General features: G+C 49.4%; 20 protein-coding genes and 1 pseudogene. 20 read left to right on the top strand and 1 reads right to left on the bottom strand.

Features of this window, described 5'->3' with window-relative positions; all coding sequences use genetic code 11:
- Positions 1–157 precede the first annotated feature (157 nt).
- From DYH27_RS12080 to DYH27_RS12165, 20 genes and pseudogenes are all read left to right on the top strand, one after another.
- Positions 158–580, top strand: a complete 423-nt coding sequence (locus tag DYH27_RS12080; protein ID WP_025067455.1) for a GPW/gp25 family protein — start codon at positions 158–160, stop codon at positions 578–580.
- Between the two features lie 11 nt (positions 581–591).
- A complete protein-coding gene (locus tag DYH27_RS12085; RefSeq protein WP_025067456.1) occupies positions 592–2,373 on the top strand; it encodes a type VI secretion system baseplate subunit TssF in 1,782 nt (593 codons plus the stop codon).
- Positions 2,370–4,811 carry an AAA family ATPase gene (locus DYH27_RS12090; protein WP_029216418.1) on the top strand — a complete coding sequence of 814 codons (2,442 nt, stop codon included), beginning with the start codon at positions 2,370–2,372 and terminating at the stop codon, positions 4,809–4,811. Before DYH27_RS12085 ends, DYH27_RS12090 begins: the two co-directional genes overlap by 4 nt.
- Before the next feature lie 191 nt (positions 4,812–5,002).
- Complete coding sequence (locus DYH27_RS12095) at positions 5,003–5,734, top strand: hypothetical protein (RefSeq protein ID WP_244595183.1); 732 nt, start codon at positions 5,003–5,005, stop codon at positions 5,732–5,734.
- A gap of 14 nt (positions 5,735–5,748) precedes the next feature.
- Positions 5,749–6,633 carry a TssN family type VI secretion system protein gene (locus tag DYH27_RS12100; RefSeq protein WP_025067458.1) on the top strand — a complete coding sequence of 295 codons (885 nt, stop codon included), beginning with the start codon at positions 5,749–5,751 and terminating at the stop codon, positions 6,631–6,633.
- On the top strand, positions 6,620–7,798 hold the full coding sequence (locus DYH27_RS12105; RefSeq protein WP_025067459.1) for a type VI secretion system baseplate subunit TssK: 1,179 nt from the start codon (positions 6,620–6,622) through the stop codon (positions 7,796–7,798). The genes DYH27_RS12100 and DYH27_RS12105 overlap by 14 nt, the downstream gene beginning before the upstream one ends.
- Before the next feature lie 14 nt (positions 7,799–7,812).
- A complete protein-coding gene (gene tssO, locus DYH27_RS12110; RefSeq protein ID WP_025067460.1) occupies positions 7,813–8,283 on the top strand; it encodes a type VI secretion system TssO in 471 nt (156 codons plus the stop codon).
- Positions 8,284–8,331: 48 nt separating this feature from the next.
- Positions 8,332–8,778 (top strand): type VI secretion system TssO, encoded by a 447-nt coding sequence (gene tssO / locus DYH27_RS12115; protein ID WP_025067461.1) that lies wholly within the window; start codon positions 8,332–8,334, stop codon positions 8,776–8,778.
- Positions 8,779–8,790: 12 nt separating this feature from the next.
- Positions 8,791–9,732 carry a PKD domain-containing protein gene (locus DYH27_RS12120; RefSeq protein ID WP_025067462.1) on the top strand — a complete coding sequence of 314 codons (942 nt, stop codon included), beginning with the start codon at positions 8,791–8,793 and terminating at the stop codon, positions 9,730–9,732.
- Positions 9,729–11,999, top strand: a complete 2,271-nt coding sequence (tssR, locus tag DYH27_RS12125) for a type VI secretion system protein TssR domain-containing protein (RefSeq protein WP_025067463.1) — start codon at positions 9,729–9,731, stop codon at positions 11,997–11,999. The genes DYH27_RS12120 and tssR overlap by 4 nt, the downstream gene beginning before the upstream one ends.
- Positions 12,000–12,459: 460 nt before the next feature.
- Positions 12,460–12,858, top strand: coding sequence for a type VI secretion system tube protein TssD (gene tssD, locus DYH27_RS12130; protein ID WP_025067464.1), 399 nt, complete (start codon positions 12,460–12,462; stop codon positions 12,856–12,858).
- A gap of 108 nt (positions 12,859–12,966) precedes the next feature.
- Positions 12,967–14,760 carry a type VI secretion system Vgr family protein gene (locus DYH27_RS12135; RefSeq protein WP_025067465.1) on the top strand — a complete coding sequence of 598 codons (1,794 nt, stop codon included), beginning with the start codon at positions 12,967–12,969 and terminating at the stop codon, positions 14,758–14,760.
- Position 14,761: 1 nt separating this feature from the next.
- Positions 14,762–16,123, top strand: coding sequence for a hypothetical protein (locus tag DYH27_RS12140; RefSeq protein WP_029216417.1), 1,362 nt, complete (start codon positions 14,762–14,764; stop codon positions 16,121–16,123).
- 30 nt (positions 16,124–16,153) lie between these two features.
- A complete protein-coding gene (locus DYH27_RS12145; protein WP_025067466.1) occupies positions 16,154–20,449 on the top strand; it encodes a DUF6531 domain-containing protein in 4,296 nt (1,431 codons plus the stop codon).
- On the top strand, positions 20,449–21,291 hold the full coding sequence (locus DYH27_RS12150) for a hypothetical protein (RefSeq protein WP_025067467.1): 843 nt from the start codon (positions 20,449–20,451) through the stop codon (positions 21,289–21,291). The genes DYH27_RS12145 and DYH27_RS12150 overlap by 1 nt, the downstream gene beginning before the upstream one ends.
- Positions 21,292–21,367: 76 nt before the next feature.
- Positions 21,368–21,508, top strand: a complete 141-nt coding sequence (locus DYH27_RS13465) for a hypothetical protein (RefSeq protein ID WP_155803256.1) — start codon at positions 21,368–21,370, stop codon at positions 21,506–21,508.
- Between the two features lie 33 nt (positions 21,509–21,541).
- Positions 21,542–21,718 (top strand): hypothetical protein, encoded by a 177-nt coding sequence (locus tag DYH27_RS13470; protein ID WP_169447814.1) that lies wholly within the window; start codon positions 21,542–21,544, stop codon positions 21,716–21,718.
- 260 nt (positions 21,719–21,978) lie between these two features.
- A pseudogene (locus tag DYH27_RS12155) lies at positions 21,979–22,113 on the top strand (RHS repeat-associated core domain-containing protein); the annotation flags it as partial.
- Positions 22,114–22,365: 252 nt separating this feature from the next.
- Positions 22,366–22,824: a type VI secretion system contractile sheath small subunit gene (locus DYH27_RS12160; protein WP_025067469.1), complete on the top strand. Its 459-nt coding sequence runs from the start codon at positions 22,366–22,368 to the stop codon at positions 22,822–22,824.
- Between the two features lie 18 nt (positions 22,825–22,842).
- Positions 22,843–24,225: a DUF5458 family protein gene (locus DYH27_RS12165; RefSeq protein ID WP_036860321.1), complete on the top strand. Its 1,383-nt coding sequence runs from the start codon at positions 22,843–22,845 to the stop codon at positions 24,223–24,225.
- Positions 24,226–24,306: 81 nt separating this feature from the next.
- On the opposite strand, the gene DYH27_RS13315 is transcribed toward DYH27_RS12165, so the two are convergent.
- Positions 24,307–24,546, bottom strand: coding sequence for a hypothetical protein (locus DYH27_RS13315; protein ID WP_147287466.1), 240 nt, complete (start codon positions 24,544–24,546; stop codon positions 24,307–24,309).
- Between the last annotated feature and the right edge of the window lie 26 nt (positions 24,547–24,572).

Below are 24,572 nucleotides of genomic sequence, written 5' to 3' on the forward strand. Positions count from 1 at the left end.
CTATATTTGTATGTGAATGTATTAAGAATTAAGTCCTTACCTGATTAAAAAATCTTCTTATTTGTCGGAAATTCATGGTACAGGAGAATAAAAAACGAGAAAAGATACCGTTATTTACCCAAAAAGATGTATATTTGTATCATTATTTCAGCCTACTATGGAATATTTGAAACTTCCATTGGATTTATCTTCTGCGTTGGAAGGTAAAATGGAGCGGTGCTCTTATGAAGAGTCCATCGCCCAACACATCATGACATTGATCGTATCCCAATACGGAGAGGTCGAGAGTAAGGACGATTACGGTTCTGTGATTTGGAACTTGGAATTCAATCAAACTGTTTTTAATCAAGATTGGGAGGAGAACGTCAAGAAATCGTTGGAAAGAACCATTTCAGAATATGAACACCGGTTAAAAGACATCAAGGTACATGTTGAACTGGCGGAAGTCGAAGATGAGGTCAGGAGCAAGTTCCCCAATGCACGTCGCCGTGTAAGAATTGGTGTGAAGGGGGTACTGATTTCGAATGACAAGCCTTTCCATTTCAGCACATACCTTTACGTCAGTCCCCTTTCGCAATAAAATTTTTCGTGATGATAGATAAACGACAGCAAGACATCAAGGAACGCATCTCGCGACATGCAATGGATTTGTGGGGAATATCCGATCCCAATCAGATGGATCCCGTCATAGACTTGTTGCTGGATACGTTTGCCTACAACAGCAACAGGCTCTATCAAGACATGGAGGCTGCCGATGCGGCGATATTGCATCAACTCGCCCGTATCCTCGTACCGCGCAAATGGTCATTACCCATGCCCGCCCATGCATTGATAACGGCTAATCCTGCATCTGACGATACCCGTACATTTTCCATAGAAGATCACTTCTACACGGACAAGATGTTTTTTGAACGGGGAACCGTCCGGCTATACTTTACTCCCTTGACCGCCTATCCGCTAATTCGCGGGCAGGTAAGGTACACCATTTTCAACAACAAAGTCTGTACCCACCTTGACGATGGACGGCAAATCATGTCCGCCTTGTCTACGGTCAACAGACTTGGCAACAACGAGAACTCGGTATGGATTGGTGTGGATATTTCCGAAAAGAACCTTCTAAGTGCAGAATCCCTTACCCTCTGCATCCTGCCAGAAAACAACCAACTGACACCTTTCATCAAGGAAATGCGTACCTATGATACGGACAATCATCCCATACATTCGCACTTTCCACATTTTTCGATACCCGACAAGGAAAAGTACCATTATTTTGACGACATCAGCGATTATTACGCAGACAATTACATAACGTTGGACTTGGCTGAACATCCCAACAGGGAAAGCCTGTGCCATACCCCATTACCTAGGGCATGGGAAGCTAACGGGACAGATAAGGGAGTGGAAAAGGTCTGTTGGTTCAGGCTGCAGTTCCCGGACATGCCGTCACATGTTGATTTCGGCAAGATAAGGATTCTTACAAATACTTTCCCCGCAGTCAACAGGCAACTGATTTCCAAGAGACATGATTTCTCTGAAGAGGGGAATATCATCTCACTACCTTGTGAGGAAGACACTCACTTTTTGCATGTGGACAGCCTACAAGACAACAAGGGGAGGAATTATGAGAATGTGCAGTCACATTACGAGGAACACCCCAGCGGAGCTTTCAGCATGTATTTCGGCAACCTTGAGAAATTCGATTCGGACAATGCCCGCAGTCTCATCATAAGGCTTATGCGGCTGTTACGGGAGGATGGTTCTGCCTTCTTTTCCGACAGTTCGGAATCCCTTGACAGTGAACTTTATGAACTTTACGAAAAGATAAGCAAGCTGGATAAAAGCACGTACGATATGGTTCAGAAAGGGGCAAGGCCACGCGTATTCTTATTGGCCTATCCTGAAAAGGACGCTGAAGACGTAGAAGTGAAATACTGGCTTTCGGATGGATACACGGCCAACGGACTGGACGAGAGAAACCAATTGTTCCAGCATGACATGGACAAATATCAAAACGTCGGCCTCCGTTTCCAAACGGCGACGACACAAGGAACCGCACACAAGGACGACCAGACTTTGATCGACAGCTTGCGTTACGGGCTTCTGAGCGGGGATCGCATTGTCACACGGGAGGACGTGCGCAGCTACATCTACCATAAGTTGGGCGGCATGGTGAAAGACGTCGACATTCGTGACGGGGTTGCCATCTCGCCTGACGTGAGAAAGGGGATTGTGCGCACAACGGAGATAAGGATCAGAATGAAACAAAGGACAGAGAACGAGTACCTCGATCTCCCCGCTACCGCACGTTTCCTTGAAAGGGAACTGACAAAACGTTCCATCAGCAACATACCTTATAAAGTATCATTCGAATGAACGAACAAAATTATAGCACCAGTCTTTTGGCTGCCATCAAGTTAGCAAAGGCAATGGCACGGCAAGACAAGCATCATTCCTATGGTGTTGCCTACCTTGCTACGGCGATGATGACAGAACAGACCGGTCTGCGGGAGATATTGACCTCCATGCAGAAAGATGTGGCGTATATCATGGACTGGTTCGACACCCATAAGGAGATGTATATCTCAGCCGGCAATGACGCTTCGGATATCGTAGCCGACGGAGAGGTAAAACTTGTGCTGGACGAGGCAGAACGTTCCAAAATAAAGTTGGGAACCGATGCTGTAGATGCTTTATGTGTGTTCACTGCTATCGTAAGAGATGGTGTTGTATATTCACATCAGCAGATCGAAGGACTTGGAGTCTCGGAAGAAGAAATCTTGGACTACTTCAATGCGGGTGCATCCTCCTTCGTCAACGGAACTGAACAAGAACTGCCCTCGTCCATACAATATGCTTCTGACCTGAAGAGACCGGACGTGTTGGAAGAGGGAAAGACGGTTATTGGGCGTAGCAAAGAGGTGAGGCTTATCCTCGAAAACTTAGAACGGGCCGAAAATAAGGCTGTTCTGTTAGTGGGTGCACCCGGTATCGGAAAGACAGCCATCGTGAAGGCGTTGGCGTATGAGGTGGCTTCCAATAAAGATGAGTTGATAAATCAGACATCACTCGTCGATTTGAACACGCCAAAGGTCTTGGCACAGACTTCTTCCGAAGCCGAGGTAGGGCAAAAGATAACTGCCTTATTGCAGAAACTCAATCCATCTAAGACGAAGACAGTCTTGGTTATCGATGATTTGCAGATGCTTTTGGAAAATGGTAACACTTCCAATGCCACTTCTCTTATCAATATTCTTGATGCACAGATCAGCGATGGAGCGGTAACGCTACTGATGCTTTTATCGACAGATGCTTATAGGAAGCACATCGAAAAGCATCCGATTGTCAATCGGTTGAACGTCATCAATGTAGAACCATTAGAGCCTAATATTCTAAAAAGTGCGCTCTTGGGGCATAAAACACTTTTACAGGCACATTACAGTTTGACAGTTACTGAGGAAGCCATCGATAGTGCTTGCAGCTTGGCTAATCGATATTATAAAGAGAAAAGCCAGCCTGCATCCACATTAGACTTACTTGATAGTACGGCAGCTTCCGTGAGATTGAGCAATAAGAATGCTAAAGAGATCATCGCTCAATTGACCGAAACTTACAATAAGCATTGCAAGCAGCCCATAGAAGACGTAAAAGACCGCGACTTGTATCTGCTTTATCATACGATTTTTAGCAAAATCAGTGTGGTACTCCTTTCTAAAATCGCAGATAATTTTATCCTTAGTGATGAAGATACAACCCAACAGAAGTTAGAGAAAATAGGTCTGATATTGAAAGAGCTTGCAGAAGTTTCCTCTCAGGGCATACAAGCCGTTTCTCCGCTTGAAGTGGAAGCGGTTGTCGCCGGTGATACAGGGATACCCATTGGTAAGATACAGGCACAGGAAAAAGACCGTCTGTTGGGAATTGAAACAAAACTATGCGAACGGGTTAAAGGGCAAAATAAGGCTATAACCACCCTTTCGGATGCCATTATTGAATCACGTAGTGGACTGAGTGACCCGAAGAAGCCTATTGGGTCTTTCTTCTTTCTCGGGCCGACAGGAACAGGTAAGACTGAACTGACCAAATCACTTGCCGAACTCCTCTTTGATGACGATTCTGCCATGATTCGTTTTGACATGTCTGAATTTAAGGAAGAGCATTCTGCTGCACTCCTTTACGGTGCCCCTCCGGGTTATGTCGGTTATGAGGAAGGTGGATTGCTGGTTACGAAAATCAGGCAGAAACCATATTCTGTGGTATTGTTCGATGAGATAGAGAAAGCACACAGCAGTGTCTATGATGTGTTTCTCCAAATGATGGACGAGGGAAAAATACATGACAAGCTGGGGCGTGAAGGGGACTTTTCAAATTCCATCATTATCTTCACCTCAAACATCGGCAGCCAATGGATTGCCCAACAAATACAGGAAGGGCATCAGCCGAAGTCCAATGAACTCATAGAAGTGATGTCGAAATATTTCCGACCGGAATTTCTCGGACGTCTGACAGAGATTGTTCCTTTCTCACCGATTACGGAATCTGTGGCACAAGAGATATTTATGCTCCAGTTCTCACGTCTCCAAAAACAGTTGTTTGACCAAAAGAACATTCAGGTAGACTTGGCCCCCGAAACGATTTCTTATCTGACGGAAAAAGGCTTTTCACCACAGTATGGTGCACGCCCCATAGCCGGCGTAATCAGAACCTATCTGAAAAAGACCATCTCGAAACTGATTGTTTCCGAAACGATCAAACAGGGTGACCGAGTGCTTGTTGCCTATAAGGAAGGGAATTTGCAATGGGAAAGGGTATGATGAATAGCAACGAAAAATACGCAGAGAATTTTGTAAGGAGTGAAGCAGGCAAACTCCTTGCCGAAGTGTTTTTCAGGGAACTCCAATTCATATCAGGGGATGGGACTCTTTCTGACAGACTTGTTGTACGTAATCGCGGGATGAACAGTCGCGTCTGGTCGCAGGATGTACTTGGCATACAAACGGAAGATTTGCCAAACACGTCAAAAGAACGGGTCGTGCTGCACCTTGCCCGTAATGGCATTTACCACCAATTGCCCGAATTCCTTTTCCATCCCATCTCCCTCAGCACGCCAAGCATGACCAATAGTGAGGTGGTGGCAGCCATGCGTGCCAACAGGAAAAAGGAGGAGGAAGCCATCAGGTTCTTTCAACCTTTCGACACCGAATTTTTCAAAGACGGCGTCAATATGTTCAAACGCAGTCTGAGCCTTTTCGACGATCCGTGCAGCAATCGCATATTGCAAAACGTTGCCACCCTTTTCAGTCTACAGGCGAGCTCCTTAAAAATGGGGGAAAAGTACAGGCTGATGTTATTCCTCTGCAATGCCCGGGAATATAAGGAGAACCTGCCAGCTTTGGAAGTCGTCCTCCATACTGTCTTTCGCATGCGCGTCGCCTTACAATACAGGCCTCACCATATAAGCGAATCGCCCTACAAGTCGTTGGGAGAATGCAGGTTGGGGATGGACTCCGGCCTTTCTGGGACGTTCACCAGTGAATTGGAAGACGTGGAGGCAAAGATATACCTTGAAGAGAACATTGGAAATGAAGGGCTCCTCAGGGAGAAGATGGACGCAGTAAGGTTTGTCCTGTCTTTCTTCATCATATCTTCCAGGCACGTCAATGTCATCTACACGGTCGAGGCAAACACGGAATTTGTGTTGGGAACGAACCTTTTGGGTTATGACACCAACCTCTAAAATAAAGCAGTATAATGAAGCCATTAATATTATTTTTCCTGAAATATTTGCTGGCGCCCCTGCTGGCAGCACTTTTGTTGTTCGTCATGAACGCCTTGAAATCCGTCAGGCAGAAGCTCAGCATGAAAAAGGTCATCGTCTTCTCGCTGCTTGCCGGCCTTTGCTTGGGGCTGCCCTCACTTTTCGGCTTTCTAAGGAACGAATTCGTATGGGGCGGACTGATCCTCACTGTCATTTCATACCTCTTGCTCGGCATCCTGTTTGTCCTTGTCTTAAAAGCTGTGATGAAAGATGGAGAAAACGGTGAAGCCATCAGCATCCTGATCATGGTCACGTCTTCCATAATAGGCGCGTGGATTTATTACCTCGCTTTCGATTGGGCTAGTGGCAGCCTTGCCTATACGGCCTGGGCGATGACCTCCGTGATGTGGTTCATGGTTCCCTATTTCACCTGCATGAGTTTCGAAAAGTTCCGCGACATCCGCCCTCCGGTCTACGCCCTATGGAAAAGCGACAGCGGAAATTTTAACCGCAGCTACTGGGACACCTTCGACAGTTTCAGGGCTAAGGCGGTAAAGGTCCGCATGAAACGAAAGAAAGGTGACGTGGGATACACCACTTTCACTGTCCGGCTCTCCGACGGCATCCCTTTGGGAAACTGGTTCGACTGGCTGGTGGAAGACCATAATAGGCGTTTCCCGCAAACGAAGATAGAAACGAAGATGGACAGCCCCGAAAGCGGCTGGATCTTCTACACGAGCAAATGGTTCAAGTATCCGCTTTTCATACGCATACTTGACCCAAACCTGCCTTCCGAGGAAAACCGGATAAGGAAGGGGCAGGTAATATACATCAAACGAGTAATAAGCATTAATCACATACAGCATGAAGAAGATTGACCATCTGCCCGTCAACTGGGTGAACGGACTGAAGTTGAGCAACGGGCATTTTTTCGAGACCTACTATAATATGGTGGACACCGTAAGGCATAGTCGGGAAGGAGGCCTTGCCTCCTACGACTACGGATTCGGTGAAAATCCGTCAGGAACGGACTCTCCCATAGAGTTGGAGACGACAGGCGACACCATAGACACGGCTTGTGTTCGCCTGAAATCCTGCAATGCCGTCACCCGCAACGGATACACCATCCTCTACGACCGTGAACTTTACGGAGAGTATGTCCCGACCGTGAAAGTGAAGGACTCAGACATCGTTACCGACAAGGAGAAGGGCAGTGGTGACACAACCGGAAAGGGAAAAGCTTTCTACATAATCCTTTCCGTCAATCCCTACAAGTTGCTGCCTGTGGGGTTCCCCGACCCTGAGGTGACACCCCTCCACCACCCGTATGTCCTTCCTGAGATAAGCCTGCGACTGATGCCTGCAACGCAGGTGAACAAGGAATATATGGAGCATAACTGCATCATTGCGGGGAAAGGTGTCATGGAAGGGGGAACGGTTGTAATTGATAAGGACTATATCCCGCCTGTGCAGCGCGTATGCCACGATGGGCGGTTGATGTCATTCCTTGACGTCTTCAGAAAACACGTCCAGTCCCTTTACGACTACTCCCTTGCGGTCTTTCGGAAAAACGTCAGGGATTCACGCGGGGACAGGCTGATGGACAACACTTTCACCCTCTGTAATGCGGTGCAAAGGTTTTATGCCATGCACATCTTTGACTTGAAACACCTTGCCCCGGAACAGCCACCCGTACATCTGGTGCAATTGGCCAACGAACTTGCCGTTAGGTTACAGACAGCCCTGCGTACGATTCCTGAGAAGGAAACCGAATACCTGCTCCAATATTACCAAGAATGGACGAACGTAAGTCCTGCAGACTTCCAACAAGCTCTATGCGGAGTAGAGAACGCCGAATACCGGCATACGGATATGCGCCCTTCCCTGCTAAATGTCAGCAGCCTCATGAAGACGCTGGAGAAAGTCTTCAAGAAGATGAGCGAGTTGGAGTACGTAGGACTGATGCGGGAGAACATTATCCTGAGTGAAGACAGCGATGGGAGTGCTTCGGAAGAAAGGCAGGCCAAGCACATGTGGGATTAAAACAAGACTTCGGTATGGAAGAGAAAAACAAGAAAGAGCGCAAGGAGGCGAAAGTGGCGTTCCTGACATGGTTCTCATTCACCCTGTTGCTTTTCCTGCTCTTTGGAGCCTTCACGCTCACTACAGCGCAAAGAGGCATCAGCATGCTTGAAGACAAGAAAGCGCGGTATGACGAGATTTTCAGGAAACAGGCGGACTATAACTTTCGCTTGGACGAGATTTTCAGGAACATGAACAGCCTGACCACTAAGGAGAGGAGCGGCAACGAACACAGGCAGCTGCAACTGCTCATCACCCAGGAGTGTGACAAGATGGTTGAAGAAATAGGCACGTCCGACGCGGACAGTTCCAATTATGCCCTCTATAAGTCAATCTTGGAACAAGTTAGCACCACACAGGAAACCATAGACAGGTATAACAGCGAGGCGCGTAAGCGCGAATACAATCTCGGACAGTTGCAAAAGGGACGCCACAAGCTCAGGTAGGTAATTTTCACAAACAGGCATCATCACATAAAAAGGAAAGTGTAGGACATGACAAAAGACGAAAACATTTGGACAGGGATTAAGTTTCTCCTGCTGTTGCTCTTCTCGGTGGCGTTGACGTACATTCTTCTTTGCAAGTATTTCGTCCACATACCAGAATCAGGAACAGAACAACTCGTAAAGGACATCGACGAGTCCGAAGCCATCCTTGTCGACCAACAGGCGATGGCAGACAAATTCGACAGGATAAGGGCGGACATCGACTCCTTGAACTTCGAGGTGCAGCAGGTGCAACATACCAGTGAAATCAAGGCCGACATTTCACAGTTGCAAGACGCATACAAGAAACATGGCCGAAACCCAAAATACTTGTATGGCGTGCAGGCAAGCAAGTTCTTACAGGGATATTTCGACATTCGGGAAAACCTCGGTTACACCGTCAGCGACAACAGGCTCATCGAGGAAGACTTGGAAAAGATAAAGGCAAACATATAAAAAATACTCCTTATGAACGAAAGACAAAAAATCCTGCTGGCAATAGCCTCTTTCTTGGCCGTTGTCGGCCTTGTGTTACTCCTGCTGCTCCCGTCCGGATCAACATCCAAGAACCTGGATTTCTATATCCACGACGCCAACGGGAACAATCGGTTGGAAGTGGGCGAGGCCATCGGTTTCGTCGTCAACGAACCCGACGGGCTGGAAGGCAAATCCGTGCTCTGGAAGATGGGCAACGGCGACAGCGTTACGGGACATCCCAACATCCGATATACCTATAAGAAGGCGGGGAAATACCTTGTCACCTTGCAAGTGGACGGCAAACGCATCCTCAACAAGACGATACAGGTCATCGACATGAAAGAGAAGGTGGAGGTCGACTCTGTCCCTAAAATCAACGGTGTGTCGCAAGGGTACGAAGGCGAAGACCTTGTGTTCTCCGCCGAAGGGCACGGCATGGACACGTGGTATTGGGAGTTCGGCGAGAGCGGAACCGTTGATGCCTTTGACCGACAGGTGGTCTACAAGTACGACAAGCCGGGAAAATACGTCATTAGGCTCAAGACCAACGTGTCTCCCCGACCTGTAGAACACGCGATAACCATCCTGCCCAAGGTGGAGGACATCATGGAACAGGCACAGGTAGACACGCTCACGCTTGTCCAAAACGACATCAAGCGGCGGTTGCAGGCCATTGCCAACGCACAGGTATCAGACAAGGCAACCTTTTTTGCCAACATGAACTACATCAAGGAGAAATACTTTTATTACGATGCCGACCAAGTGATGGTCGAGGTGAACGGCAAACGCTTCAATGTCTTTCCGGACTACTGCCAAAGTTTGCATTTCTTGGAAAGTAACTACAAGAAACGGGCGTTCATAGAGGATGTCAAGATAGACGACCTGCACCACATCACCAAAATACAAGTAACCCAAAAATATATTGGAAAATGAAACATTTTACCTATGCCACCCTCCCCAACAGAACTATGGGATTTGTATTCTTCACCTTGGCGTTTCTCTCTTCGGCCAGCGTACACGCACAGGTAAGCAAATACGAGCGGTTGCGTTGCATTGGTCGACACACATTCAATTTCATGCCCGACGCGCAACACCCATCCTTACATAAGAACAAGGACTTGCTTGTGGTCTATTCCGACAGGGATGCCAACAAGGCATATTCCAACCGCTTCGCACAAAGGGTGTTGGGCGAGCAGAAAATGGGCAGTGCTTATTATGTCACCGATGAGAAAAACGGATTCTATAAGCTGGTGACCGCCTCGCCAAACATTATTGGCAAACCCAAGGGGGTGTTCAGCGTATTCTATGGTAGCAAGCGGCACCTCAAGGACGCGGCGAGCGCACCGTTCGTGGGATGGATTTCCAAAGATCGCCTCTTGCCTTTCGGCCATGCCTTCGTTTCCCCTATCAATAATCGCCCCATCAAGTTCCGCGTGGGCGCAACAACCGTCAATCGCCTTTTCAACCTCCATCCCTATTGCAAGGCAGACAGCATACTGGTTTTCAAAAATCCATTTTTCGACGGAAGAGCCTCGAAAAGCGTCTGCTGGGGACAGGTCGTTTATGCCTACAAATATGACGAGAGCAAGCAAGCCGTCCTTATTTCCGACAGACCGGAGCTGAGCGACACCGCACGGAAGGTGTTGGGATGGATACCCAGCGACATGATTGCCGAAGTGGGACAAAACAGTGCATGCCTACTGAACGAGGATACGTTAAACGGAACGCCGCTGCAATCCAACCTGCTTTTCTTCCTTAACGGCAACAAACCAAGCCAAGACTTACGTACAAACCTGCCCTTGGCGGTATGGGATATGGACCGAAGCCGCATTATCAACATCAAGGGCGGCGATTTTCCCGTGTCTGAAATCAGGCGCATGTACAACGGCAGCAAACGGCTCAACGTGCACCTGCTGTTTTTCGAGAAAGACAAGGCCGAGGTTAGGGCATTGGCAAGCACCTTGCAAAGCGTCGCCATGAAAATTCCCCAGAACTTCCAAGCCGCCTACTCCATCACTTCCATATCGGACAACGGCAACCGGCACCTGAAATGTACGCCCGACTATTCGCAATGGCTCACTTTCCTTGAGTCGGCCACTTCCGGCCGTACCGCTTCCGCCACATCCCCTGCAGGGTTCCATGCGGCTCTCAACACCATCCTCAACACCACCCCATACGTGAAGTTTGAGAACGACGTGTTCATCATTCTGGGTACGGACGAGACACCGGCCTTCACATCGCAGATCAAGTCCAAGTTGGCGGCACGGTCTGCCTGCCTGCTCTTCATCCAGATGCAGAACAAGGACAACACGGCTCATCAGAATTTCATTCTACAGTCCAAGGAGTTGCTCGACGACAACATTGCGGGCTATATGGATTTCATCACCAGGTACATCGCCGCCCCCAAGTGGGACAAGCCCAGCCTGTTTAAGGATCTGAGTACCGAAGACGAAAACGCCTACCTGCTTGAAGTTCCGCAGAACAGCATTGCTGTCGGTGGATTGGTCTTTCCCAAAATCAACGGCAAACTGTCCAATCCCGGTTTCTCCAATATATTGGATACGCTCTTTTTGCAGATTGCCACCAAAGACAAGGAACTTTTGGCCTCGCTCACCGAGTGCAGAAACAAGCTGGGCGTACAGAGAGCCGTCCCTGCCAAACGTATGGAAAGCCTTTGCACCGCTGCGGCTTCGTCCGCTACCAATCTTGACAGGGTCAGCGTAAACGAGACGTTCTATCTTGACACGCTGCTGTCCGACATATCCCTGCGTGACTCCATTGGCGGTTACCTTTTCGATGCAGGCGAAATGAAAACGCTGTTCGAAGGCTGGCGTGACCTGATGCCTTACTTCTCTTCCGGCATGGGCAAGAAAGAAGTCAAGGTCTTACGGAAACTCTACCGCCGACAAGTCCGCAACATCGATGACATCTACCGTAGGAAAATGCTTTCGGGAAAGTCCACCATCTCAGACCTGTTCTACTACAAGACGGGCATACCCTGTGCCGAGGAATTGAGTAAGACGATGAGAATAAAGGACCTCACGCGAAAGAAATGTGAAGTGAACCGTTGGGACGAGCGCTATCAAGATATGTACCAGCGCCTGTTGCGGTTGGAGAACCTCTTCAAGTCCAACAAGCTGCAAATGGTGACCGTTACCGGTACTACTTTTTATTTTGTTCCCATGCAAGAGATGCTATAGTTGGTGTGGCATCCCAAGTCACGCTACGACTTGTTTGTACTGTCGCTACCGGTTGCAGGTAGCGGCAGTACAATGCTTTTGTAGCATGGCGACCATTCGTCGGTAGCGACAATACCAAACACGAGGGCCGAGATAACGGGCATAGCTCAGACATTAGCACCAACAACCTTAAATGGTTTTTAAGAGAACGAATCTTTTATATAAATATTGTTAAACGAAAAAACTTTCTCCACTTTATTTATTGCCGTTTTAAAATGATATTACTAACTTTGCTATCGGATACAACAGATTGCAAATCTTCCTCTTTCTTTTAGAGCAAGACTGTTTTTCAGCCGACAGAGGAGACTTCAAGAAGTTGTTGAGGTTTTCTCTTTTTTGTTTTCACGCCGGCATGATGACAGGAAACTGAAAGGACCTCCGAAAACATTATTTATTCATAAACAATTAAAAATTTTTCACTATGGGATCATTCAGAGCAACATTGGAATTGGGCGGCAAGGAATATGACGTCCTGTATTCGAACTATGAATTCAGTCGCAACACCGACTCTAAGGGTAAGCCGTCGTCGAGCATTTCGGGCGGCAGGGTGAGCGTGACGGTCGAGTCTACGGAAGACACTACCGCCATTGAGGCGATGCTCAACAGCCAGTTCAAGCCAGTTGACGGCAAGATTATCTACAAGAAGACCGACGAGGATGCCAAGATGAAGGAGATCGAGTTCAAGAACGCCTACATCGTGCACTACAAGGAGACGCTGGACACCACCAACGAGGTGCCCATGACCATCGCCATGACCTTCTCGGCCGAGACGCTTACCGTGGGCAACGCTGAGCTGGACAACCGCTGGCCGAGGGTATAGCGCACTTTCACAGTCGATAACGGGCTTACTGCCGACGGACAATAGGCCGAAGGCGGAAAGCCCCGTTTTGTTTTCAGAGGATAAGAATTAACATAACATATATAGAATATGTCGACACCCAACAATAACATTACTGTCAGCATCGGCGGTAAGCCGCTTTTTTCATTTAAGTCGCTCAAGTTGCACCAACCCATCAACGACCATCACCGCTTTGAGCTTACCCTAGATATTGAGGTGGCGGCCAAGGCCTTGAAAGACGGGACTGAATGGTTAGGCAAGCGTATACAGTTCAAGAAAAAAGAGGCAAAGTCACCCTTGTTCATTGGAGTCGTCACGAAGGTTAACGCCTATCGGAAAAACCTGGACAGTGGGTATGTCTGCGTGTCGGGTTATTCTACCACCTACCTGCTGGAAAACGGTAAGAGCTGCCACTCGTGGCTCGGGCACACGTTGGGCAAGATTGTCAAGGATTTGTGTACAAAGGCTGGCGTGCAGGCACAGGTGGCCCCGGAGCACAATAAGCCTGTGGGGTACATCTGCCAATACAAGGAATCCGATTTCATGTTCATCCGCCGACTGGCCATGAAATACCAAGAGTGGCTGTATTATGACGGTACCAAGCTGGTCTTCGGGAAGCCGAAGAAGCCTAAGGCCGTGAAGCTGGAATTCGACACTACCCTCACCTCGTTCGAGATGGGCGTGCAGACATTGGCCCGACCTGCCAGAGTCTTCTCCTACCAGTCGAAGAACGACCAAAGCATGGCGGAAGATACGCCGAACAAGCCTTCGGGACTCGACCAGCTGGGAAGCAAGGCCTTCCAAGCTTCATTGGAAATGTTCAAGGAACCGGCCTTGCAGTATGCGCACTCCCGCGTGCACCACATGCAGGAGATGGAGATGTACGTAAAGAAGAAGCAGGAGGCGGAGGCTGCAGAGTCGCACTATATGGTGGGGACGAGCGAGGAGGTTCAGCTCACTGCGGGCTCAGTGGTAAGGATAACCAGTCCGTTTGGCGAGCGCATCGGCAGTGTAACGAAAGCCTCGCTGGGCGAGTACCTCATCATCGACATCGAGCATTCGGTGGATGAAGGCAACTATTACGGCAACAAATTCAGAGCTATCCCCTCCGGGGTACAGAGCCTGCCCCTTCCCGATGTGGAACTGGCTGTGGCCGAGACGCAGATGGCCAGGGTTACGAGCAATGCCGACCCCGAGGGAAAGGGCCGCGTACAAGTACAGATGAACTGGCAGACGGGTGACATGTATTCCGACTGGATAAGGGGACTGACGCCCGATGGCGGTAGTAGCGACAGCGTTGAGAATAACCGTGGTATGGTATTCATACCTGAGGTGGGCGACTACGTGCTGGTGGGGTTCCGCCATAATGACCCCAACCGGCCCTACATCATGGGCAGCCTATTCAATGGCAAGACGGGAAAAGGCGGTGGAGAAGGAAACAACACCAAAAGTATAACCACGAAGAGTGGAAGCACGATTAAGCTTGATGACAGTTCTGGAAGCATATTGATTGCAGACAAAACGGGGAAAAACCTCATTACAATTGACGGCACCGATTCCATTACCATGTTGTCCGCCAAGACCGTGACCTTGTCCAATGGAAAGTCCTCCATAATGATTGAAGACGAAAAGGTTACCATTTCTGCAAAGGAAGTAAATATTGCTGGAGAGTCGAATATTGTGTGCACTTCCGGTGAAAGCGACAGCCTTGCCATCGCAAAAGGGAAGGGTGTAGGCGTGAAAGGCAAGGACATAAGCATACAGGCGAAAAACATTGTCGGAGCCTCCGGTGGCAATTCAGTGACAGTGTCTTCCCCTTCCACATCCATCAACGGAGACGCCAACGTCACCATTGATGGTGGATTGGTTAAGATAAATTCATAATATGGCGGCATCGGTTTCAATAGCGAGTGAATTTGGTAAGGTACAAGACTTGTGGCGCAGTATAGAACGCGACGAGAATTGGCGCCTTGCCATTTGGGAGGCGCAGGTGGAGGACGTGGACATCGTGGACAAGTTCATGGAGGTGGAACGCTCACCAGTAGGAGAATTCAGCGATGTGTTCTTCCGTTTTGATGCGTCATATCAAGGCAATATCGGAGAATTTACCAAAGCACTGTGGGAGGAATATGTCGGCTGGTTTGACGAAAAGGTGCCGGCAGAGTTCGACATTATGGCAGCCCTACGAAAAGACGGACGACTGTTGCAGGAATATCATCCTGATACTTCTTTGGGCTTTACGGCGGAAAATTTATGGAACGAGCTGTTAAAGCTCAAGAATTGCATTAAGGGGCTTGACACAAGCCATTTTTGCATCTACATTCCCCCGACGACATATGATGGATTAGAGACCACCGATTGGTTTCGTTCGGTGGTTGACCACGTACCTCAGGGCATCCGATTGGTGACCGTCGATTTCGCCAAACGGCGTAAGGTGAAGCTTTCCGCCTCGCAAAAGGTAAGGTTGCTGAAACCAAAGCTCAACATGGCCGATGCCATACGGAATGAGATGGATAAGGAATGCGGTTCGTATGACCCCACCAACATAGACAGTCTCTACACACGACAAATACGCGCGGTAATGGATTGTACGGCCAAGCAGGATGAAGCTGTATTGGACAAAGAGGTGGGCACATTGCTTGGCCTTTCACGCCAACTTGGCCGTGAAGATGCCATTGTAACGACTCCCATGATTGCTGCACAGGCCTATTACATTATCCGCGATAATGACAAGAGCCTATTCTATTGCGACCAGGCAATCAAGGAGTCGGAAAAGCGCATGAAGCCCGACGATATGACGGCCTACTCGGTATGGAAGGTGGCTTTGTTCCAAAAAGCTGCCATACTCGTGGGGAACAAGAAACGCAAGGAAGCGATAGAACTGTACGAAGACGTTGCAACAGAAGCAGCCCGGAGGGCAGACGTGCTTTACGCCCTTGAAGGCTACCGTATGAGCGGCTTCCTGAATGACGAATTGGGCAAGCGCGAGGAGGCGTTCATACGCTTACTCTTGGCCCTGGAGACAGGAAGTCACCTTGCCATGAATCTGAGGCGCGCCTCCACTTTCGTGTATGCCGCAAGTATGGCCGTGCAGCTTTGCCGAAAGATAAGGGGCAAGCAAGACTTGGAGATATTGGAAAGTCAGTTGGAACAATGGCTGGGAGCAGATTGGCACAAGCTTACAGAGGCGTTTGACCGGCAAGTGGAGCCCACACTCCATAAGCCTTCGCTGTTTGGCCGCAACTGATATTGACGTAACAAAAATAAGACACATCACATGGCAATAGAAGGAAATCCGCTGATACTTGCCGAACGCGCGTTCGGCAAGCTCTTCAAGAAATCCAAGGACAAGCTGGACGAGTTGCAGAAAGATTTGGCGAGCGTGGTGCCGAGCATGCCCGGCATGCCCGTGGGTACATATTTTGACATTGGGCTGGGCGTGGACATCCACGCCACAACATGGCCCTCTTCGCCTTGCATGCCTGTTCCTGCCTGTGCGATGGTGTTCGACATCATGTCGGCCATCATGTCACAGGTTGCCCCCGCACTCCCGTCGCCTGATGGTGGACTCGGCGCGATGGCCGTCAAGTTGCTCAAGGGTATGGCTCCCTCTGTTAAAGTACACGGGCGATGGGTGGCCCAGGCCGGCGTGTCGATGGTGCAACTTCCTGCGATGGTACTGCACGTCTTCCCCGTAACCGCGCCTTTTGCCGATGCGGAGATGTGGATGGGTAGTTCCACGGTGCTTGCCGACGGGGGCCCCTGCTCCACGCAGTTTCATCCTGCACTCTCGTGCAACACCTACGGTTTCCCCGACGAGCGGCCGACACACCCCGGCAAGTTCAACCGTCCGCTGAAGTCACGGGTGCTGCCCACGCAACTGCTCACTGTCATCACCTCTGCTGGCAAACCTGTGCTGGTGGGAGGGCCGCCTACAATAGACCTTTTCCAATTGTTCATGAAAGTTGGCCTGACGGCATTGGCCAAGACCAAAGCCTACCGCAAGGCAAGCAAGGCCTTGGACGATGCCCTTGCCCAAACGCCATTGGGAAAATTGAAGAAGAAGGCTAATTGCTGGCTCTTCGGCGAGCCGGTGGATGCTGCCACGGGCAGGGTGTTCCACACCAACGTGGACTTCGAGCTGCCCGGCCCCATCCCCATCGTGTGGGAACGCACCTATTACAGCGACGCCGACGTGGACGGGCCGTTGGGCTACAACTGGCACCACAGCTACGGCATGGGCGTGCGCGAGATGGAGGGGCTCGGCATGGCGTTCCGCCACAAAGACGGCAGGGAGACAGCTTGTCCCTTCCTCGGCATCGGCGAGACGTTCTACGACAGGCGCGAACACCTGGAATGGATGCGCGAAAAGGCGGGCTATGCCATCCGTGACGACAATGCGGGGCTTACCTACCGCTTCGAGGGGACGGAACGGGCCGACGGGCTGCGGATGGTCTCCGAAATGTCCGCACCCGACGGCGCATGCGTGCGCCTGCATTACCGCGCGGGCGGAAGGTTGGACCGGATTACCGATTCGCGTGGCGAGACCCTCCACGTGCAGACGGACAACCAAGGGCGCATCACAGGAGTACACTTGACTTCCGACGGCAGGAACACGTTGCTCGTGGGCTACAGCTACGACGAGGCGGGTAACATGGTATCCACGGAGGACGCGCTGGGAACGGTGAAACACTTCCGCTACGAGGGACACCAACTGGTGGAACTCACCAACCAGTCGGGCATGAGCTTCCATTGGGAATACGACGGCAAGGGCGAGTCTGCCCGCTGTGTCCACACATGGGGCGACGGCGGGGTGATGGAACACCGCATCGAATACGGCGAGGGGGTCACCCGCACCACCAACGGCCTGGGTCACACCACCGAATACTTCTATGGCGAGGACAAGCTGATATATAAAATGGTGGACGCCAACGGAGGCGTCACCCGACAACACTACAACGAATTCGAGGAACTGGACGTGTCAGTGAACCCCGAAGGCTACAGCCACCGCACCGTCTTCAACGAGTTCGGCCTGCCTGCGCTGACGACGGACGAGGACGGTCGCCAAACGCGTTACACCTACGATGCAAGGCGCAACCTCACCTCGGTGACGACGCCCGAAGGCAGGCGAACGGCATGGGAATACGACAAGTGCGACCGCGTGGTGGAACGCACGCTTCCCGGCGGTGAGAGCTATGCCTACACCTACGAGGGGAGCGACCTGACTACCATTACCGACAGCGAGGGGCGTACTTTCACATTGGCATACAACGAGCGGCATGAACTGATACGGCTCACCTTCCCCGACGGGCTGCACCGCGATTGGCGGTACGACGGCCGTGGCCGCATGGTGTGGGCGCGCGACGTGCTTGGGAATGTGACGGCCTACGCCTACGACGACGCCGACAACCTGATATGTATCGAGGAAGCGGACGGCAACGTGCACAACCTCGTGTACGACGCCTCGGGCAACCTCATCAAGGCATCGGACATGCTACACGACGTGGAGTTCGACTACGGACCGCTGGGCACGCTTACGGGCAGGCGGCAGTTCGGCCGTCACGTGCGTTTCGGCTACGACAGCGAGCTGCAGCTACGCGAGATTGTCAACGAAGGCGGGGAACGCTACGCCTTCGGGCTCGACGGACTGGGTCAAGTGGTGGAGGAAACGGGCTTCGACGGCCTGAAAAGAAAATACCTGCGCGACGGAGCAGGCAGGGTGATACGGGTGGTACGCCCCAACGGTCGGCAGACGGACTACGAGCTGGACGGGGCGGGCAACGTGTTGGAGGAACGCCACCACGACGGACGCATCAGCCGTTTCGCCTACGATGATGACGGCCTGCTGCTGCGTGCCGAGAACGGCGAGACGAAAGTGGCCTTCAAGCGCGATGCCGCTGGGCGCGTAATAAAGGAGACACAGGGTGAGCATAGCATCGTGCGCACGTTCGGCCCGACGGGGAAGCACGTGCATACGGAAAGTAGCCTTGGGGCAAGTGTGGATTACGGCCACGACGAACAAGGGAGGTTGCAAGAGATGTCGAGTGGGGAATGGACGGCCAAGTGGCTGCGCGACAGTGTGGGGCTGGAGGCCGAACGTCACCTTACGGGTGGCGTGCACGTCACCACCCGGCGCGACAGGTTCGGGCGCGAGACGTTCAAGAGCGTAGGTGCGCGTAACGTGGAGCAGTTCCGCCGCCGCTACACGTGGGACATGGGCAACCGCCTGCTGGTGGCGCGCGACGAGATTACGGGACGTGTGGCCCGATATGATTACGACGAGTTCGACAACCTCATCTTGGCCGAGTACGAACGCGGCGGCGAGGTGGAGCGTCTCTACCGCGTACCCGACCGCATGGGCAACCTCTTCGAGTCGCGTGAGAAGGATGACCGCAAATATGACGCAGGCGGACGATTGGCCGAAGACCGCGAGTTTTTCTACCACTACGACTGTGAGGGCAACCTCGTGTTCAAGGAGTTTAAGGAAATGGCTTTGCGCGGTGGCATTGTCGCCCCTATTAATAAGGAGCAGCTCGAGACTGAACTGAGTATCCGTTTCCGCGCTTTCGGCACGGGCTGGCGTTACGACTGGCAGAGCGACGGCATGCTCGCCCGCGTCGTTCGTCCCGACGGCAAGGAGGTCTCGTTCGCATACGACGCCCTTGGCCGTCGCATCCGCAAGACATACGCAGGAACGACCACCCACTTCGTTTGGGACGGCAACGTGCCACTGCACGAATGGACGGAAGAAGCAGAAGAAAGCATGGTCACCTGGCTCTTCGAGCAAGACACGTTCGTGCCTGCCGCCAAGCTTGTTGCCAACGGTGACTGCTTCTCCATCATCTCCGGCTACCTCGGCACGCCCATGCAAGCCTACGACAAAAAGGGCAACAAGGTTTGGGAACAGGAGCTGGACATCTACGGGCGACAAAGGAAACGGCCATCCGCGTTCATTCCATTCAAGTACCAAGGTCAGTATGAAGATGCGGAAACAGGATTGTATTATAACAGGTTCAGATATTACGACCCGAATGCGGGGAGTTATATCAGTCAAGACCCAATTGGGCTAAAAGGTGGCAATCCAACGTTATACGGTTACGTAGGAAACACCAACAATTGGTATGATATTTGGGGACTGAGACCGTTCGGACATGCCGTTGGTGATATAGGTGAGAAAGCTGTAATCAATGACCTTAAAAAGAACGGTTATGAGATTATTGATGTAAAGTACGGCTCTAACAATGGTATTGACGTGCTTGCCAAGAACCCCAATACAGGAAAATACGATGCTTTCGAGGTCAAGTCTTCGACGGTGGGCAATTTCAACCTCTCTGAAGCCCAGATGAATCCTAGTGATTTTGTTAAGACGCGACTTAATGAAGCTGAGCTCCGGGGCAAGATCAATGAAGACACTCGAGCAGAGATAATGTCTAAGCTAGGCGAAAGGAAAATCGCCTATGTGGACATAAAGAGAGGGAAAAAAGGAAAGCTATATGCCGATTCCATTAGCTATGAAAATTGGGATACAGAAACGAAAAGAATAGAAAAACTGAAAAAAGGAGGACATCATTAATGAAAAAAAAAGTATTCGACAGACTTGTGGAACGTGAGTTGAAAAAATTCAAGAACTATGTCCAAAGCGACTTTATGACAAAGTTTATCTCAGACATGTCCATTGACTACAACAACTACATCAAGCATGATACTGCGTATGGCAATTACTTTGGGATGCACTTTTATCCCTTTTGGCATAATCCCAATCAAGAAGACTTTACGGGAATAATCGATTCTTATATGTTGGAATACATGGTCTGCACAATGTATGTCCATGACCCCGAGAAAAAATTCCGTTATATGTTGGTTGGTGCGTCCTCACTCTTCTTGGCCATCCTCATTTTTGGAGACGACAGAGAGAGGGACACCATGTTCCATTCCATAGTCAACCTGATAAAAGAATACATAACGATGGAGTACAGCATTAATTATCAATCCACCACCCTCCAAGAGGCGTTTTTGCTGTACGACATCCAAACCAATAGCAAGAACCATGACCAGTGGACACCCTACATCACGGTATCACTGACCCCACTCTATCAAGATTGCATGGACAGCATCCTCTCTGACGACGAGGAACGTGTCAATACCCTATTATCTGACATGCTTGACTACCATTTCAAACAGTCAAACGTCGACAATTTCGTGCGCAACGAGTTCACTTTCCCTTCACAGAAAGTATTCCCCACGGAGATTTTGGCTCTCATCCACTATCGGCATACGCAGGGGAAATCCATCGGCTTCATCGATGACGAAGTTTTGAGCGTGTTCGTACCATACATAAAGGCAGGCAACTTCCGTCCCTCACCAGCAGTGGAGAAGGCAAGAAATGACATGTATGGTCTTCTCGGTATAAGATGAAATGGCAAAGCAGCGTACTCGTTAAATCCTACTAAATAGGGGTAACATTGCCACCACCAAAGATTCCGGTGGTTGATTGGCCGAAGACCGCGAACATTTCTACCACTACGACTGCGAAGGCAACCTCGTGTTCAAGGAATTTAAGGAACTGTCGTGGGGCGGTAACGTCATCGCCCTATTAATAAGGAGCGGCTCGAAACCGAACTGGGCAATATAATAGATATAATAATTCTTAACCCATAGTTTAAGTATGATAAAAAAGTATGATGGGACGACCGTAAACGAAAGATTATTCGTTGCAAAAAAAATTGATGAGTTTGACCAAGCCGTCAATGAGAGAGATAGAAGAAAGGTTATATCAATTTTACAAAGCGTTGAATTAACTGAATCTTCAATTTATTCGATATTATCCTCATTAGGCCTATAAGGATTATTGATTAAAACTTGTCATAACTGGCATCAATATGACAAATAGAAAATGACACATGATATGGCAATAGGGAGAAATCCGCTGATACTTGCCGAGCGCGCGAGAAGGACGACCGCAAATATGACGCTGGTGAACGGTTGGCCGAAGACCGCGAACATTTCTACCACTACGACTGCGAGGGCAACCTCGTGTTCAAGGAGTTCAAGGAAATGGCGTTGCGTGGCGGCATTGTCGCTCCTATTAATAAGGAGCGACTCGAAACGGAACTCTACATCTACGGCCAGCAAAGGAAACGGCCATCCGCGTTCATACCTTTCAAGTATCAGGGGCAGTACGAGGATGCCGAGACGGGATTGTACTATAACAGGTTCAGGTATTACGACCTGGATATAGTGAATTAATCTGCTAGGCATCTTTGTCAGTATGTGAAGGGTAAGGTGATAAGGACGGTAGTGTCAAATAGGGTTATATTTATCTATTACTTTATTTATACATGATTTGCCACGTCGGGAAAGTTGCAAAATAGCAAAAACTCATTTTTTACCTCTTTTTGTTTATTTTTCCAACTTAATTTTATATCTTTGTGAGCAAAACTTCTCATACGAGTGGGAGGCGATAAAATATCAAATTAAAAGCTTGAGATTATGGCAATTTATGATTATGGAGTTGGAGGCAACGAGGTAAAAGTCGATGCCAATGAGTCGATAGCAGACATCCCGTCCAACCGAACATTATTGGTACAGAAACTTACGGATGATGCTCCTGTCAGTCCAGAAGCAGTTTACGGACTTCAAACGGTGGAAGATGTGTTTGAACATTTTGCGCCGTCGGTCGAGTTGGAAATGCAGAACGAAAATGGTGAAGATGTAACCGAAACGATGACTTTCAAGAACCTTGGTGACTTTGATGCCAAGAACATGATGGAACACAGCGAGTTTCTCAGTAAACTCAATGTGGAAAAAGAACAGAACACAAAGATTGCCCGCCAACTTTCTTCCAATAAGGCTTTGCTGAAAGCACTTGAAAATCCTGAAAAGAAACAGGCCATCATCGATTTGTTGGAAGCTTCTCTTGAAGAAATAAAAAGCATGGATGCTAAATAATCCCACAAATAAGAAATAATGGAAAACGAAATAAAAGTAAAGGAACAACAGCAGGCAGTAGTAACAGGAAAGTCTGCTGTAAGAAAAGAAGTGCCATCGGCAACTTCTGCTTTAGAAAAATTGAAAGAATATGGTGGTTTTGCATTCCTTGAAAACATCATTGACGGTTTCTCCAATCTGAATCCTACACGCAAGGCACGTCGCAACATCTTCCTAACGGACGAACAATGGGCGGGTGAACGTAAGGTGCTTGCCAATCGTCTCAATGTATGGCTGGAACTACTCAAATCTGGCGAATCTGCCGAGAAGATGAGAGATAAGGCCAAGTCTAAAGCCCAAAGTGTAGAAGAACTGCTTAATAAAAACCTACATACGGCGTTAAACCGTGTCCACGATTTGGAAACAGCCTATCGCTCTGTAGCCCTCTTCTATAAGAATACAGAGAGCAGCAAGGTGAAGAATGTAACCATCGTCAATGCAGACATGGCACAATTAAAGGATTTGGATAATACACTCTTCATTGATTATATCGGTAATGAACTCAGTCAGAATTTCGATAGGTTGGATTTGCGTAGAAACTACTCGATTCTTATCATACCGGGCTATTTGGGTTCCAACGCCGTGCTTGACAAATGGGCTAAGATGGCACATGATAACAAGGTGATGCTCGTAACGGATTTCCAAGACTTGGAAACACCGGATGATGTCGTCGATATCTTCTTCAATGCTGACCATACGGGTGGCGATGTTTATAAGTCGAATGTCATCATGACCTGCAACTACCTTTTGGGTAGACCTAAGGTTACAGAAGTCGGCGAAGAAGAAAATCTCTATGTTCCCGGTTCAGGTGCTCTTGCAGGAAAGATTTACAGCACGTTAATGTCTCAGGTGGTTGCCGGCAAGAAGTTCGGTAGTCTCAATGAGGTGGAAAGCGTGCGCTTTGACTTGAAGAAAAGTGAGATTTCCGAACTCGAACGTATGGGATTAGTGCCAATGGTAAACGAATACAGCAAGGTAATGGCATTCTCTGCCAAAACTCTTTTCAACGGTGATAATCTCGGTCTGCAAACCTATTCTGTTGTGCGCGTATTCGACTACATTTCCAAGGTGCTGTTCGATTTCCTCAACCGCCGCGCCTTTGAGAATTGGACGACCCGTACAGAAGCCGACTTGCGAAGTCAAATCGTTAAGTTCTTGGATAGCATCAAAGGCCCGTCACGACTGATTGAGAAATTTAAGGTTATCAGGATAGAACAAGACCCTAACCAAAAGGACAGGGTGTTGCTCGACATTCATCTTACTCCATACTTCCCTGCAAAGAGTTTTGTCATTCAGCTGGAAGGACGCAAGGGCGAAGAACCGGAAGAAGCCAATTGGGAAAGTCAGTATAACCAAGAGTAGAAATTATATTTCCCAAGAATAATTGTAGATAGAAATCACCCCACTCATTCAATGAAAAATGGCAGGAAAATCCTGCCATTTTCATTTCTCCAACACAAATCTAATCACCTGATAAATAATCTTTATCACATTCCATAAGATAACAATGGGAGCGAGAAAAAGCCCTATCAGCCAATAGACAATCACCTTGATAATCGTCAGGACACCGAGCTCTTCCAAAGTCATGACAACTCCCGGCATGCGAAACAGGAAATTGCACAGCTGCCATCCTGCCACCAATGCGACAAGGAAATATCCGCTCATAAAAGCGTGATCGCTCATGCTGTCGAACAAGAAGTCCCATTTGT

Origin of the sequence: Prevotella denticola, assembly GCF_900454835.1 — a bacterium.
In the GTDB taxonomy this organism is placed as follows: Bacteria; Bacteroidota; Bacteroidia; order Bacteroidales; family Bacteroidaceae; genus Prevotella; species Prevotella denticola.